Annotated in this window: 12 protein-coding genes and 2 pseudogenes; 4 read left to right on the top strand and 10 right to left on the bottom strand. The window is 43.7% G+C overall.

Features of this window, described 5'->3' with window-relative positions; all coding sequences use genetic code 11:
• Window positions 1-324: 324 nt before the first annotated feature.
• Window positions 325-942 carry an rRNA large subunit pseudouridine synthase E gene (locus V7K55_RS03610; RefSeq protein WP_334828280.1) on the bottom strand — a complete coding sequence of 206 codons (618 nt, stop codon included), beginning with the start codon at window positions 940-942 and terminating at the stop codon, window positions 325-327.
• A gap of 100 nt (window positions 943-1,042) precedes the next feature.
• On the opposite strand from V7K55_RS03610, the gene hisC reads away from it, so the two are divergent.
• A complete protein-coding gene (gene hisC, locus V7K55_RS03605; RefSeq protein ID WP_334828278.1) occupies window positions 1,043-2,092 on the top strand; it encodes a histidinol-phosphate transaminase in 1,050 nt (349 codons plus the stop codon).
• Between the two features lie 169 nt (window positions 2,093-2,261).
• Here hisC and leuD read toward each other — a convergent pair whose 3' ends face one another.
• From leuD to smpB, 3 genes are all read right to left on the bottom strand, one after another.
• A complete protein-coding gene (gene leuD / locus V7K55_RS03600; RefSeq protein WP_334828276.1) occupies window positions 2,262-2,870 on the bottom strand; it encodes a 3-isopropylmalate dehydratase small subunit in 609 nt (202 codons plus the stop codon).
• 70 nt (window positions 2,871-2,940) lie between these two features.
• Window positions 2,941-4,344, bottom strand: a complete 1,404-nt coding sequence (gene leuC, locus V7K55_RS03595; RefSeq protein WP_334828274.1) for a 3-isopropylmalate dehydratase large subunit — start codon at window positions 4,342-4,344, stop codon at window positions 2,941-2,943.
• Window positions 4,345-4,579: 235 nt separating this feature from the next.
• The gene (gene smpB / locus V7K55_RS03590) at window positions 4,580-5,047 is read right to left on the bottom strand and encodes an SsrA-binding protein SmpB (RefSeq protein WP_094332194.1); all 468 of its coding nucleotides are present in this window, start codon (window positions 5,045-5,047) and stop codon (window positions 4,580-4,582) included.
• 645 nt (window positions 5,048-5,692) lie between these two features.
• Here smpB and V7K55_RS03585 point away from each other — a divergent pair.
• A complete protein-coding gene (locus V7K55_RS03585) occupies window positions 5,693-6,376 on the top strand; it encodes a response regulator transcription factor (protein ID WP_334828272.1) in 684 nt (227 codons plus the stop codon).
• A 26-nt stretch (window positions 6,377-6,402) separates the two neighbouring features.
• Here the strand turns inward: V7K55_RS03585 and V7K55_RS03580 are convergent.
• The 6 genes and pseudogenes from V7K55_RS03580 to murC all read right to left on the bottom strand — a co-directional run.
• Window positions 6,403-6,627, bottom strand: a pseudogene (locus V7K55_RS03580) (arsenate reductase/protein-tyrosine-phosphatase family protein); the annotation flags it as partial.
• Between the two features lie 87 nt (window positions 6,628-6,714).
• Window positions 6,715-8,259 (bottom strand): group II intron reverse transcriptase/maturase, encoded by a 1,545-nt coding sequence (locus V7K55_RS03575; protein ID WP_334828270.1) that lies wholly within the window; start codon window positions 8,257-8,259, stop codon window positions 6,715-6,717.
• 559 nt (window positions 8,260-8,818) lie between these two features.
• Window positions 8,819-9,073, bottom strand: a pseudogene (locus tag V7K55_RS03570) (arsenate reductase/protein-tyrosine-phosphatase family protein); the annotation flags it as partial.
• 62 nt (window positions 9,074-9,135) lie between these two features.
• Window positions 9,136-9,483 carry a YbaB/EbfC family nucleoid-associated protein gene (locus V7K55_RS03565; RefSeq protein ID WP_069070420.1) on the bottom strand — a complete coding sequence of 116 codons (348 nt, stop codon included), beginning with the start codon at window positions 9,481-9,483 and terminating at the stop codon, window positions 9,136-9,138.
• 173 nt (window positions 9,484-9,656) lie between these two features.
• Window positions 9,657-10,682 carry a UDP-N-acetylmuramate dehydrogenase gene (gene murB, locus V7K55_RS03560; RefSeq protein ID WP_334828268.1) on the bottom strand — a complete coding sequence of 342 codons (1,026 nt, stop codon included), beginning with the start codon at window positions 10,680-10,682 and terminating at the stop codon, window positions 9,657-9,659.
• A gap of 125 nt (window positions 10,683-10,807) precedes the next feature.
• On the bottom strand, window positions 10,808-12,253 hold the full coding sequence (gene murC, locus V7K55_RS03555; protein WP_334828266.1) for a UDP-N-acetylmuramate--L-alanine ligase: 1,446 nt from the start codon (window positions 12,251-12,253) through the stop codon (window positions 10,808-10,810).
• Between the two features lie 402 nt (window positions 12,254-12,655).
• On the opposite strand from murC, the gene nadD reads away from it, so the two are divergent.
• Both nadD and V7K55_RS03545 read left to right on the top strand, forming a co-directional pair.
• Entirely contained in the window at window positions 12,656-13,282 is a 627-nt protein-coding gene (gene nadD, locus V7K55_RS03550) for a nicotinate (nicotinamide) nucleotide adenylyltransferase (protein ID WP_334828264.1), read from the top strand.
• Between the two features lie 116 nt (window positions 13,283-13,398).
• Window positions 13,399-14,412 carry a type I glyceraldehyde-3-phosphate dehydrogenase gene (locus V7K55_RS03545; RefSeq protein ID WP_334828262.1) on the top strand — a complete coding sequence of 338 codons (1,014 nt, stop codon included), beginning with the start codon at window positions 13,399-13,401 and terminating at the stop codon, window positions 14,410-14,412.
• Window positions 14,413-14,418: the final 6 nt, after the last annotated feature.

The raw sequence follows: 14,418 nt of genomic DNA, 5'->3' as shown, positions 1-14,418 counted from the left end.
AGCGCCGATTGAAGTCTTGAAGCAGTATATTAAGAATCAAAGCCGCCCTCCGCTTCGCTCTCATGGCGGGGCTTGAATCCCACTCTTTTGGTCAACAACTAATTGATAGTTGAAGAAGAATTCAGTAGTCAGAATGGGCCAAACACCCCGCTACCGCTAACAGTAGTCAGAATCAAGACGCTCTCTACGAGACGCTAGCGCGAACGATGACTCGCTCTAAGCGAGCCATGCCGTAGGCTTTACGCTGCGCTATCCGCCATTCGTACAGAATTCATTCAGAATTCTGACTCCTGACTCCTGAATTCTGTTTCGATAAAATCTTAGTCAAATCCTATTACGCGAACGGTGAGTTGGAAGGAAAATTTTTGATTTACCGAAATTATGTAGAAATTGCAGTTCAGATGTGGTGAGGTCGCGCCATTCACCCAATTGTAGGTCATCTAATTGTAGGTGGGCTATGCTAACCCTGACTAGCCGCAAAGTTGGAAACCCTACAGCCGCAGTCATGCGCCGTACTTGGCGGTTTTTTCCCTCTGTCAAAGTCATTTCCAGCCAAGCTGTAGGTACATTTTTGCGAAATCTAATCGGCGGGGTACGTTCAGGTAACTGTGGCTCTGTTGGCAAGAGCCTCACTTCTGCTGGTTGAGTGCGGTAATCTTGAATTTCTAGACCTGTTTGCAACCTTTGTATAGCATCTGCATCTGGAATTCGCTCTACCTGTACCCAGTAAGTACGTTTATGACCAAAACGCGGATGGGCGAGGCGATGTTGTAATTGCCCATCGTTCGTTAACAGCAGTAACCCTTCACTATCCCAGTCTAAACGTCCCACAGGATACACATCAGGTACATCAATATAATCTTTCAGGGTGATATGTGTGGGAGCATCTTTTGTAAACTGGCTGAGAACACCATAGGGTTTGTAAAAAATAATATATCTCATTCGTAATTTATAAAGTCGTATTTTTTGATGTAAACGACAAAAAACGATATTGTCAGAAATTGTGAGTTCAAATTTGCTTAAGATACACACCCAATGCCCTATGACTAAATACTTTCGCTCCAACGTTGATGCAATGGCTAGCTACATTCCCGGTGAGCAGCCTCAACACGGTACACAGATAGTTAAACTTAACAGCAATGAGAACCCCTATCCCCCTTCCCCTGCGGCACTAGCTGTGCTAAAGAATATCGATGGCGAGTGGTTGCGGCGGTACCCAGAACCTTTTGGTGGGGAATTCCGGCAAGCTGCAAGTAAAGTTTTAGGAGTTCCTAGTGATTGGATCGTTGTCGGAAATGGTAGTGACGAGTTGTTGGGTCTGATCGTTCGAGCCTGTGTAGAACCTGGGAAGAAGGTAGTTTATCCGATGCCAACTTATGTCCTATATCGCACATTAGCAGAAATGCAAGCTGCGGAAATTGTTGAGATTCCCTACAGCGAGGACTACAGTTTACCTTTGGAAGAACTGGTTGCTGTGGATGGTTCTGTGACATTCATTGCATCGCCGAATAGTCCATCGGGCCATCTGGTAACAACAAATGAGCTACGAAAATTAGCCAGCCAGTTATCTGGAGTTTTAGTGATTGACGAAGCATACATAGATTTTACCGAAGAAAATGCATTAGTTTTGGTAGAGGAATACGAAAATGTCATCATAATTCGCACTCTATCTAAGGGCTACTCGTTGGCTGGATTGCGCCTGGGGTTTGGGGTGGCGAATCCCAAACTGTTGCAGGGATTGTTTAAGGTGAAGGATAGCTATAACATTGATGCGATCGCTTGTGCAATTGGTACAGCTGCTATTACCGATCAAGTTTATAAAAATGCTTGTGTGGCAAAGATTAAAGCATCGCGGAACCAGTTGGCAACAGACTTAAAACAATTAGGTTTTCATGTTTGGGATTCCCAAACTAACTTTTTGCTGGTACACCCTCCACAAAAAAAAGCGGAATATCTCTATCAAAAACTGAAGGAAGGGGGAATTTTAATCCGTTACTTCAAGCAGCCTGGACTAGATGATAAATTACGGATCTCTGTTGGTACTGATGAACAAAATCAGACTTTAGTGAAAGCACTAAGTTCTTTATTATAAATTTGACAATGCTCCTGTTACGTAGCAAGTATTTCAGGGCTGAAGATAATGACTAAAGCTCTAAGCTATGCAGGATAAGCGCTACAAATTTTAAAGCTATTGAACAGTCAAGGTCTTGGGAATCAATCATTATTCCCCGGCAGAGCCAGGGAAGGAGAAAATATTAACATTAACTCGCTGCTAAATTGCCCCAACCGACATAAGGTAATTTTGCAGCTGTTGCCCGAACTTTGTCAGCATTGGCCACCAACTGACCGCAAGCGTCCCAAGTCCCAGAAATGAATGTGCTTCTAGTACCTTCACCGATCGCAACTGGAGCGGTGTAATCACCAATTTGCACTTGCAAGGTTTCCAGATTGACTGTCACACCTGCTTGGGGATTAGTAGCGACTAAATCTTGCAGTTGTTTAACAGTGACAGCATCGGCTGTCAGACAAGGTATGCCCATTGCCACACAGTTACCAAAAAAGATTTCTGCGAAGCTTTCACCGATTAAAGCTTGGATTCCCCATTTTGCGATCGCTTGGGGTGCATGTTCCCGTGATGAACCACAGCCAAAATTTCTATTGACTATTAAAATATTCGCCCCTTGATATTGGGGTTGGTCAAAGGGATGTTCACCTTTAAGTGCTGTCCGGTCATCAATAAACACGCCTTCGCCTAACCCATCAAAGGTAACGGCTTTCAAATATCGTGCGGGAATAATGCGATCGGTATCTATATCATTGCCCACTAAGGGTATACCGCGTCCTGAAACTGTTTTGACTTCACTCACCATAAACTTTACCTATCATTTCAATGACAGCCTGTTAATTTCTACAAATGACCAATGACAAATAACCAAAAAATTACAACAACTCGCGCACATCAGAGACTTCGCCTTTAATTGCAGCAGTGGCGACCATCGCCGGACTCATTAACAATGTCCGACCAGAGGATGATCCCTGTCTTCCTTTAAAGTTGCGGTTAGAGGAGGATGCACTGATTTGTCTTCCTTGTAGCTTATCGGGGTTCATTGCCAAGCACATGGAACATCCCGGTTCACGCCATTCAAATCCGGCTTCCTGAAAGATTTTATCCAGTCCTTCAGCTTCTGCCTCTTCCTTCACCCTTTCAGAACCGGGAACAACGAAAGCTTTGATTCCCTCCGCAACGTGGCGACCTTTGGCGATTTTTGCAGCTTCCCGTAAATCACTAATTCTGCCGTTGGTACAACTACCAATGAAGCAGACATCTATTTTGGTACCTTTGATGGGTTGACCAGGATATAAATCCATGTAGCGGTAAGCTTCTTCGGCAATAAATCGGTCTTCTTCCAGCAGTTCTTCCGGCTGAGGCACTGACTGGTTGATACCGATACCTTGACCGGGAGTAATTCCCCAGGTAATAGTAGGAGAAATTTCCGCAGCGTCAAATACGACTACATCATCATATTGGGCATCAGCATCGCTTTTGATGGAATCCCACCAAGCTACTGCTTTATCCCAATCTGCATCAATGGGTGCAAAATCTCTACCTTTGAGGTAATCATAGGTGACTCCATCGGGATTAATATAGCCGCATCTAGCACCGCCTTCGATGGCCATATTGCAGACAGTCATCCTCTCTTCCATGTTCATTTGCTCAAATGTCGTACCTGCAAATTCGTAAGCATAGCCCACGCCGCCTTTTACGCCGAGGGTGCGGATGATATGTAGGATGACATCTTTGGCATAAACTCCTGGGTTTAGACTGCCGTTAACTTCAATTTTTTTGACTTTCAGTTTCGAGAGGGCGAGAGTTTGAGCAGCAAGAACATCCCGAACTTGACTAGTACCAATCCCAAATGCGATCGCACCAAATGCCCCATGACTCGATGTGTGGCTATCTCCACAAGCGATCGTCATTCCTGGCTGAGTCAATCCGAGTTCGGGAGCGATGACGTGAACTATACCCTGGCTACCAGAACCGATGTTGTAAAAAGTTATGTTATGTTCTTGACAATTATTTTCGAGCGCCTGAATCATTTCCTCTGCCAAACCATCAGCAAAGGGACGTGCCTGATTTTCTGTCGGCACAATATGATCGACTGTAGCAACGGTACGCTCTGGAAATAGTACTTTTAGTCCCCTCTCGCGTAACATAGCAAAAGCCTGGGGACTGGTGACTTCATGAACTAAGTGAAGCCCGATAAATAGTTGCGTCAGCCCAGAGGGAAGTGTACCAACGGTGTGTAAGTTCCAAACTTTATCAAACAGGGTACCTTTGCTCATACGTCAATCAATATTTAAAGAGTCCGATCTTAAATAGTATCAAAAAAGAGTCTAAGTTTTTCCATGCCCTTCATATTAGTTACATCTTGACACTCATACTTCTCTGTGCCCTCAGCGTCTCTGCGGTTTTATTCTTCCTTAACAAACCGCAGAGGCGTTGAGAATTCCCCGTATATCCCAAGCTTTTACCAATGCGACTAGCAAGAGCTTTTTCTGACTTGATACGAAAAGAACGTTAATAACTTTTCATTGCCCGTTGAATGTCACGCTGATCTTCTCGTCGTTTCAAGTCTTCTCGCTTATCGTGGAGCTTTTTACCTTTGCCAAGGGCTATACTCACTTTTACCCAGCCGCGTTTGAGATACATTTTCAAAGGGATTAAAGTTAACCCTTGCTGTTCTACCTTGCCAATTAGCTTGCGGAGTTCTTGACGATGCAACAATAACTTGCGTGTCCGCCGTGGTTCATGATTAAAATATTGTCCGCTGGCGTTATAGGGCGAGATATGAATATTGATTAACCATGCTTCGCCATTGCGAAGTAAAGCATAGCCATCTTGGAGATTGACTTTACCTGCACGAATTGACTTCACCTCGGTTCCTGTCAACTCAATTCCGGCTTCGTAAGTTTCCAGAATTTCATACAAATAACGGGCTTGACGGTTGTCAGCAATAACTTTGTAACCTTCGTTCTTGTCGCTCATTGATAATTTTGTGCGCTTTAAATGTACCTAAAAAATTATTTGGATTGTCTTGCGAATTATAGGGTATTCATTATAACCGCTATAAATATTGAACTGTATATCACTAATTTAGCTTTTCTAAGTTCATAATTAAGAGTTTTCTGGTAACTTAAAGTTACCAGATATGGATTAAATTCGAGGTTTACCCAGAATTTGGAGAATTTTGCCTCAAGTTTCCCAAAGAGTTGGTAAGTGGCGTAGATAATTAAAGGTTTGTAGTGTACCTTTGTGGGTATATTGCTATGAGACGCTACTCTTCTCTAGAAAATTATTTCAATCATGGCTACTTAACTTATATTTTGGTAAATTACTGATAATATTAATAATAATTTATACTATAATAAAAATCTGCTCTGCCTGATTAATGAGTTATTACAAATTAAGAAGCTCTCTATGCCTCCTAAGCAGAGTCAGTCAAAGGCAGTTACACTCCGTTAACCTTACGAAAGATTTAAGATTCTCTCTATAAATCAACCCTAAAGTCAGTCATTAGCTGCTAATCCTGTCATAGTATGAGACATAAGAACACTATTCTTACTAGTGTTCGCTGATGAAGCACGTAGAAGCAAATTTCTGAGTAAAAAAAATGCTAGGGGTGTATTGTCCATGCCCTTGACGATCCTTGTAGTGGATGATGATTTGGGCACTCGTCTGTCTGTGAGCGACTATCTTGAACTGTCTGGCTACTCAGTAATCATGGCTAATAACGGTCAAGAGGCTTTGTTTATGGTGGATGAGTCTCATCCTGATTTGATAGTCACGGATATTATAATGCCACAGATGAATGGCTATGAACTGGTGCGTCGGGTGCGTCAACAACCAGTGTTTCGGTTATTGCCTGTAATTTTATTAACGGCCCGAACTAAGACCCAGGAAAGAATTTTGGGCTACCAGTCAGGGTGCGATTTATACTTACCCAAGCCTTTTGAACTGGAAGAATTAGCAGCAGCAATTCGCAATCTTTTGGAGCGATCGCAAATCATTCAATCGGAGTATCGTTTTTCTCATAAAGAGAGTTTGGGCATTTCCGGCTCGACAAAAGCGGCGGATGCCCATAATTCTCTGTCTACTCAAATTCAGAAATCCCATCTGCACTCACCCCTAACTCATAGAGAACAAGAAGTCTTAGAGTTATTGACTCATGGTCTGTCTAATGCCGATATGGGTCATCAGTTACACCTGAGTCCTCGTACAGTGGAAAAGTACGTTAGCAGTTTATTAAGAAAAACCTCAACCAGCAACCGAGCAGAATTAGTGCGTTTTGCCATGAAGCATGGTTTGGTGGAATAAAAAAGTGAGGAGTTCGGAATTAAAACTCATAACTCTTCACTTTTAATTTTTGTGAGCAGACCTTCACAAGCATCAATCAGTAAATCAATAACCTGATTAAATCCGTCTTGACCACCATAATAAGGATCTGGAACTTCCTTCAGGGTGTGTCGAGAGCAAAACTCGCACATCAAACGCACTTTATGCTGATATTGCTTGGTTTGATCAAGATTGAGGATATTCTCATAATTTTCTTGATCCATCGCCAAAATTGGTTGAGTCGATGGGGAGTATTATCTCCCGCACCTCTCAGTTAGATCCGTGCGTGCAGCTTTCACTGCACACGGCTCCCGATGTTCTTAGCTTGCGCTTTTGCTCATGTGTTTGTAATCGTGGCAACTCTCGTGAATTGCTTCAAGATTCTTTTTCTTCCAGTTGGTATGATTTCCGTCGATGTGATGCAGGTGAACCCTTTCTTCATCGATGAACTTTAAGCCGCAGGAAGCACATCTATGGTTTTGCTTCTTAAGAGCAATAGAGGTTTCGCCGAAATAGAGCTTACTATTACGTTCGCTCCAGTAGGCTGCATTTCCGTCATAGGGGGATTTTATTCCTTGAACCATGACGTGTTTATTTTCGGAGGAGGAAACTGCTGGGAATGCCTTTTTAATTAACTCCTTGCTGGTGTGGCGTGTTTGCTTGGTTTCCTTGTTAAATACCGTATATGCTCTGTGATTTAAAGACCAAAGTGAGAACTTTGACCCGTCCATCTTGCAGAACTTGTGGTAATTTCTCCACCCTCTAACTACCGGGGCTAGTTTCCCAGCCTTTGTGGTAGCACCATAATTCGAGTTGTTGACGATGTGTTTTACTTTCTTACGAAAAGCTTTGAAGTTGTCCACTGAGGGAATACATCTAAACTTTCCGTTGCTCTGCACTTTGAAGTGCCAGCCGAGGAAATCAAACCCATCTGTCGCGGCGGTAACTTTGGTTTTCTTTTGGCTTACATTCATTCCGCGTTTGCGGAGGAACTCGCTGATTCTTTCAAGTATCTCTGTCGCATCATCTTCGGGTCGGAGTATAATAACCATGTCATCCGCGTAACGGGTTGATGGCTCGCGGTGGTGGCGCCACTTGTCTTTATATCTGTGGATACTTTCGATTCCGTTGAGTGCAATGTTAGCCAATAGTGGGCTGACTACTCCCCCTTGAGGTGTACCCTGTTCGGGGAATTCTGGGTTGACTCCAGCCTTGAGGCATCGGAATATTCCGAGTTTTAAGCTTTTGGGGGCAATGAGTTCGTCCATTATTGCTGAGTGGTTAATCCTGTCGAAGCATTTTTCGATATCGAGTTCAATAACTCGTTTTTCTATTCCATTGCTGCTAGAGTTAAGGTTATTAAAAATGTTCTTTTGTGCATCGTGGGCAGAACGCCCAGTTCTGAACCCGTAACTCCTGGCGTGGAAAGTGGCTTCGTGTGCTGGTTCGAGTGCATATTTTGCTAGGCATTGCCAAGCTTTATCCGCGATGGTTGGTATCTTTAGCATTCTGGTAGTCCCGTCCTTCTTGGGGATGGGGATTTCCCGTAGTCCTTGATGCTTCCAATTTCCACTATTCATTTTCAGTAGTTCTTCAAGGTTGAAGCGTTCTTCAAATGAGAGGGATTTCTTACCATTGATACCAGCCGTCTTTTTACCAGCATTTAGCTGAGATACAAGTCTAATTGCAAGAAATCGAGCCGAGGTGGATTTGAGAATAAGCTTTTGGAGTGACCTAGCTTTCCGCTTGTCTCCAACTTGAACAGCTTTAAATACGCGCTTTTGAAGGCGGAAAAGATTTCGGCGGAATTTCTTCCACGGTAAAGCTCTCCAAGATTCACTAGTATGCTTACTGTGTCTAATCATTTTGTCTTCTAGAGTTTGTATTTTCTGAACACCTCGCAACAATTACGTTGCGTCCTACCCGACTTGTAAGAGTTCCGCTTCTCGTCTAGCCTACTTGGGGAACGAAAGCCCCAGGACTCACAAATCGTTTTTATTCGTTCCCTCGGAGAGATTGATTGTTCCGTTAGATGTAGCCAATTCAACTACTGGATTCCCTAGACTCTTGCCGATACTTGATTTAGTGTTCGGCGGGAATAATCTCCAGTGAAGTCAGGGGGTTTTTTGTTACGTCCTGCTCAGACTTAAGTTGCTTTTTTAGGCTCTGTTTCACCATAGGAACCCCCTATTAGCGCCAGTGTCAGCCCGTAACGGTCGTCTGATTGCGCCCTGTTCCCAGCTTCACTCTACAAGAACCGAACTTGTTCGGTGTGGGCAGATAAGGAGTCAATTCTGAGTCTGAATGGTAGGGCTTTCACCTACATCTGACCGAGAGTTCAGCCTTTAGTGACACTAATCTGCTGTCGGGCTGGGTTAGTTATTTACGGACTGATTACCGTGATTTACTAACCACCGAATCGCACAATTCAAAGTCTTGAAAGTCTGACTTTTGAAACTGGCGTGCTTGACCGCGCAGTTTAATTCCCAACTTTGTAGCAGCCGCAGCACTCATGCGTCTGTCAGGTGAGCTACCAACGTGATAACTAGATGTACCAGCAGAATCACAGATGATAGCATCGCTCAAGCCAGCCTGCTCAATTAGATGATTCATGATGTTTTCTGCCGATGGCGATCGGCAGATGTTACCTAAGCAGACAAACAGCAACTTGTAAGGCATAGATATTTTTTGTCCTTTGTCAATAGTCATTTGTCCTTTGACCAATGACTAATGACCAATGACTAAAATCCAGGTAACTCCAACCCACTGGTTAATTCTTCCATACGTTCCCGCATTGTTGCTGTGGACTTGTTGTAGGCTTCTTTCATTGCTACTGTCACGAGATCGGAAAGTACTTCCGCACCTTCCCCTAGAGCATCTGGAGAAATTTCTACCCGCTTGGGTTCTTGGTTCCCACTGACAATAACCTTTACCAGACCACCGCCAGATTCTCCTAGAATCTCCATTTGCTCCAATTCTTCTTGGAGTCGCTTTGCACCTTCTTGAACTTGCTGTGCTTTCTTAAAAGCTTCGGCCAGTTCCTTCATTTTTCCTAAGCCAAAGCCGAATCCTTGTCCTTTACCTGTCATAATTATTTATACGCGTGTGCGTTGAATAACAAATCAAATTCAATTATAGATGCGGTGAGTAATTTGCCTGTTTTTTTACCAATAATTAATGCATCAGGGAATTGGGCATTGGGCATTGGGCATTGGTTATTAATTTTTCTCCCTCATCTCCCCCATTCCCCATTCCCCATTCTCTATCCACAAGCAGCTTGAAACTCTCCGAGCATTTTGACTTCTGGCTCTAAATTAATAGACCAACGTTCTTGTACTTGATGTTGAATGTGGCGAATGAGACAGAATATATCACTAGCTTTTGCCCCACCCCGGTTAACAATGAAATTAGCATGGAGTAGTGCTACTTGCGCTCCACCAATTTGGTAGCCTTTGAGTCCAGTTTGTTCAATTAGCCAGCCAGCACTGTAAGGTTTGGGATTGCGGAATACACTCCCGCAACTAGGGAAGTTATATGGTTGGGTGCTTAGACGATGTTTTTTGTGTTCTTTGGTGATTGCTACAACTTTTGCTGGATCTGCACCTGGCGCGAGTTGTAAGGTAGCTTGGGTGACTATGCGTTGGCGAAGCCTCTCCGAAGGAGACTCGCCACCTTGCAATAATGAAGTTCGGTAGCTATAACCTAACTGTTCCGGGGTAAGAGTCTCTAGCGTCCCATCAGGTGAAAGTACCTCGGCACTTACTAACATATCTGCGATACAGCTATTATGTGCCCCTGCATTCATCACCACAGCACCTCCGGCTGTTCCGGGAATGCCAACAGCCCACTCCAATCCTTCCCATCCTAATTCTGCTGCCGCCCATGCCAAGCTAGGAATTGATTCTCCGGCAGCAACGGTTAATTGACCTGTTTGCGGGTCAAAGTTGCTGAAGCGGAGATGACGAGTTGCAATGACTAAGCCTGATATCCCACCATCGCTCACCAGGAGGTTAGAACCGGCTCCCAGTGTTGTCACCTTTAAATCGCGTTCTTTTGCGTATTTGAGACTGGCTTGCAGTGCTTCTAAGTTTCGGGGGGCAACGTACAAATCAGCTGCTCCCCCAACCCTATAGGAAGTAAACGCTGATAAGCAAGCCTGGGACTTGATCGCACAATCAGTATTTGGTAAGTAAATTACTTCACTATCCACCGAATTAGCCGTTTGATGTTTCTTTGTATTCAAAGCAGAAACTGTGCAGACGTTTCCAACTGCCTGGGAAATGGTCATCTTTACTTTGTATGGGTAAAATTTTTACATTAATTTACCGCAAAGATACGGTAATAGAATTCACAAACGGAACCGTTGCTAGACGGGCGCTTTGCTCAGAAATGAAGTCTCATCAAAGTCTCCAGTTAAGATGTGGCTTTAGCAGGTTCGCAAAGTGCAGTAATTACTTCAGGAATCACCTGATTCAAGTTCCCAGCCCCTAAAAACAGCGCCAAGTCTCCTGGGCGTAATGTTTTTAATAAGTACTCACGCACTGAGGGTAAAGTTGGTTGATAAACTACCTGCGAATGCTGTTTAGCAATTTCTGCTGCTAGCTGTTCGCCAGTAATTTGCCCTAAATTGGGTTCACCTGCACTGTAAATATCAGTCAGTACAACCAAATCAGCATGGGTAAAAGACTCGGCAAATTCTTTTAAAAAGGTCAGTGTCCGGCTATAGCGATGGGGTTGGAAGATAGCAACAACCCTTTGCCCTGGTCTTGCTTGTAAACGGGCGGCGGCGAGAGTAACGCGAATCTCGCTAGGATGATGAGCATAGTCATCAATGAAGGTAATACCATCAACTTCACCCCGGAGTTCAAAGCGTCGTCTTGCTCCTTCAAAGGTGGCGATACCTTTAGCGATCGCTCCAAATTCTAAGCCCAAGACGCGACCAACCGCAACTGCTGCTAAGGCATTGCTGAGATTGTGCCGACTGAGCAGCCGCAACTTCAACACGCCCAAGGCTTTGCCTTTTTCCCAAACTAGAGCCGTGGTGCCATCAGCCCGATAATCAATATTAGTAACGGTGTAGTCAGCGTTGGTATCGGAGTGTAAGCTGTAGCTAATTGTAGGTTGCAAGCGATCGCGCACTGTTGCACAGTCAATACTACCGATTAAAGTTTTGCAACCCTTAGCAAATGTCTGGAAGGTGTCAATGACTTCTTCTAATGTATCGTAATGGTCAGGATGATCGAGTTCAATATTGGTGATGATGCCAATTTCTGGAGCGTGTTTTACCAAAGAACCATCAGATTCGTCTGCTTCAGCTACCAAATATTGGCTTTGTCCCAATCGAGCATTACCAGACCATGCATTGACTTCGCCACCTACTAAAATCGTTGGGTCTAGACCTGCTTCCAGAAGCATATAGCCAATCATGCTACTGGTTGTAGTTTTGCCGTGTGTTCCTGCTACTGCAATACTGTGGTAATCGGCAATTAAAGCTGCTAGTACATCTGAACGATGTAAAACTGGACAACCTAATTCTAAGGCTGCTTTATATTCTAAATTATTCGTGTTAATTGCTGTTGAACAAATGACTTGAGGTAGTTTTGACTTAGTATCAGTAAGTAATTCTTCTTGTGAATTTAATACTTGAGGGCGAAAGAATTCGAGATTACTTGCCTCTTGTCTACCAAAAATATGAGCGCCGATAGATTCCAATTTGTGCGTAATGTGGTTTGGACGAAGATCCGAACCTGATACTGGAAATTGACGCTTGGCGAGAACGTATGCCAGAGCAGACATACCTATGCCGCCGATGCCAATAAAATGAAATGGTCTACCACTAAAATCTACAGAATTAGTCATTTCTTGCTCCTCTTACACCACACCACACCATAATCACAAATGACACGCGTATCATAACAGGAATTTGATTTTTACCGTAACTACTCCTATATCGTGTTTATGTTTGATGCCCAGATGTTCTTTCTGGTCTGGTTTTGCATGTTCAGAATGATTTTACCTTGGTTGGAGGTTTTTACTATTTCTGAACTGTTGTTAAGATTATTCTGAAAATTTTGGCTACATCGGGAAAGAAATTCTTGTAATGTCAAATACATATTTTGTCTACCTTACTGGAATTGGCTACATAATACATTGTTTAGTGAAACTGATTTGAAATTGCATCAAGTTTAGCCGTGAATTGACTACAATAGTACATTGGTAATGAAACTATTTTTCAATTGCATAAAACCCAGGCATAACTGGATGCAGCAACTAGCAATTTTTGGTGGCACATTCGATCCAATTCACTGGGGACACCTGCTTGTAGCCGAGACAGCAATGCAAGAAGTATCCCTTGAAAAGGTAATTTGGGTGCCATCCCTAAATCCTCCTCATAAAGAAGCAGCCTTGTTTGAGCATCGCGTCAAAATGCTGCAATTAGCCATAAAAGATAACCCAGCGTTCACTGTCTCACTAGTGGAGGCAAATCGCTCTGGGACTTCTTATGCCATTAACACCCTGGTTGACTTATCTGCTTCTTATCCAAATACTCACTGGTACTGGATTGTGGGCTTGGATACTTTCCAAACCTTACCCCGTTGGTACCGTGGACACGAACTAGCGCAAATGTGTGATTGGTTAATCGCACCCCGACTGCTAGGTGGTGAGACTATAACTCAAAGCAAATTAATCTGCAAGCAAGTGGAGCAACAGCTGAGGGAGCAGTCACACACCATTTACTGGCAACTCCTGAATATACCAATAGTCGGAGTTTCGTCAAGTCTAATTCGCAAATTGTGCCGCGAACGCCAGTCAATTCGTTATTTAGTCCCGGAAACCGTCAGATCATATATCACTAACAACAATTTCTACTCGAACAAATCTGAATAAATTATGTGTTTTTTTATTGATCTAACACTTTATCGTTATAAGTGCTTACCCCCTTTGCGATATGATTGGGGTCAACGACATCAACATATAAGCATAAATACAGAGGGCAAGACACTGTGATTAGAGTTGCAATCAACGGTTTCGGGCGGATTGGACGTAACTTTGCACGTTGCTGGGTGGGTAGAGAGAATAGCCAAATCGAACTTGTCGCTATTAATGACACGTCAGACCCTAGAACCAATGCTCACCTGCTAAAGTATGACTCGATGCTAGGCAAGATCAAAGGTGCAGAAGTTAGTGCCGATGATAACTCTATCATCATTAACGGTAAGACCATTAAGTGCGTATCCGATCGCAACCCAGAAAAGTTGCCCTGGAGAGATTGGGGAATTGACCTAATTATCGAAGCAACAGGCGTATTTACTAGCAAAGAAGGAGCGCTGAAGCATGTAAATGCTGGAGCCAAGAAAGTTCTGATTACCGCTCCTGGTAAAAACGAGGATGGCACTTTTGTGATTGGTGTGAATCATCATGATTATGACCACAATATACACAACATTATCAGTAACGCTAGCTGTACTACCAACTGCTTGGCACCAATTGCCAAGGTGTTGAACGATAAGTTTGGCATCATCAAAGGTACGATGACCACCACCCACAGCTATACTGGCGACCAGCGTTTGCTAGACGCTTCTCACCGGGATTTGCGACGGGCGAGGGCCGCAGCGATAAACATTGTACCTACCTCTACTGGTGCAGCAAAAGCAGTGGCGCTGGTTATCCCAGAGTTGAAAGGCAAGCTTAATGGCGTTGCCTTGCGTGTACCAACCCCGAACGTCTCAATGGTAGATTTCGTAGTTCAGGTTGAAAAGCGTACTATTACTGAAGAAGTTAACCAAGCTCTCAAAGATGCTGCTGAGGGCCCACTTAAAGGCATTTTGGACTATAGCGAACTAGAACTAGTATCTTCCGATTATCAAGGTTGTGATGCTTCTTCGATTGTTGATGCGAACTTGACTTTTGTGTTGGGTAATGACTTGGTAAAAGTTATGGCGTGGTATGACAACGAGTGGGGTTACAGCCAACGAGTTTTGGATTTGGCAGAATTGGTAGCCGAGAAGTGGCAATAATTTGTC

The organism is Nostoc sp. (genome assembly GCF_036919895.1).
Classification (GTDB): domain Bacteria; phylum Cyanobacteriota; class Cyanobacteriia; order Cyanobacteriales; family Nostocaceae; genus Nostoc.
Note: the sequence above shows the minus strand (reverse complement) of the source record. Positions and strands in the feature narration are given on the sequence as shown.

Bases quoted from the DNA above. Each gene is read 5' to 3' on its own strand.
- V7K55_RS03610 (WP_334828280.1), bottom strand. From the start codon at position 942: ATGAGATATATTATTTTTTACAAACCCTATGGTGTTCTCAGCCAGTTT.
- hisC (WP_334828278.1), top strand. From the start codon at position 1,043: ATGACTAAATACTTTCGCTCCAACGTTGATGCAATGGCTAGCTACATT.
- leuD (WP_334828276.1), bottom strand. From the start codon at position 2,870: ATGGTGAGTGAAGTCAAAACAGTTTCAGGACGCGGTATACCCTTAGTG.
- leuC (WP_334828274.1), bottom strand. From the start codon at position 4,344: ATGAGCAAAGGTACCCTGTTTGATAAAGTTTGGAACTTACACACCGTT.
- smpB (WP_094332194.1), bottom strand. From the start codon at position 5,047: ATGAGCGACAAGAACGAAGGTTACAAAGTTATTGCTGACAACCGTCAA.
- V7K55_RS03585 (WP_334828272.1), top strand. From the start codon at position 5,693: ATGCCCTTGACGATCCTTGTAGTGGATGATGATTTGGGCACTCGTCTG.
- V7K55_RS03575 (WP_334828270.1), bottom strand. From the start codon at position 8,259: ATGATTAGACACAGTAAGCATACTAGTGAATCTTGGAGAGCTTTACCG.
- V7K55_RS03565 (WP_069070420.1), bottom strand. From the start codon at position 9,483: ATGACAGGTAAAGGACAAGGATTCGGCTTTGGCTTAGGAAAAATGAAG.
- murB (WP_334828268.1), bottom strand. From the start codon at position 10,682: ATGACCATTTCCCAGGCAGTTGGAAACGTCTGCACAGTTTCTGCTTTG.
- murC (WP_334828266.1), bottom strand. From the start codon at position 12,253: ATGACTAATTCTGTAGATTTTAGTGGTAGACCATTTCATTTTATTGGC.
- nadD (WP_334828264.1), top strand. From the start codon at position 12,656: ATGCAGCAACTAGCAATTTTTGGTGGCACATTCGATCCAATTCACTGG.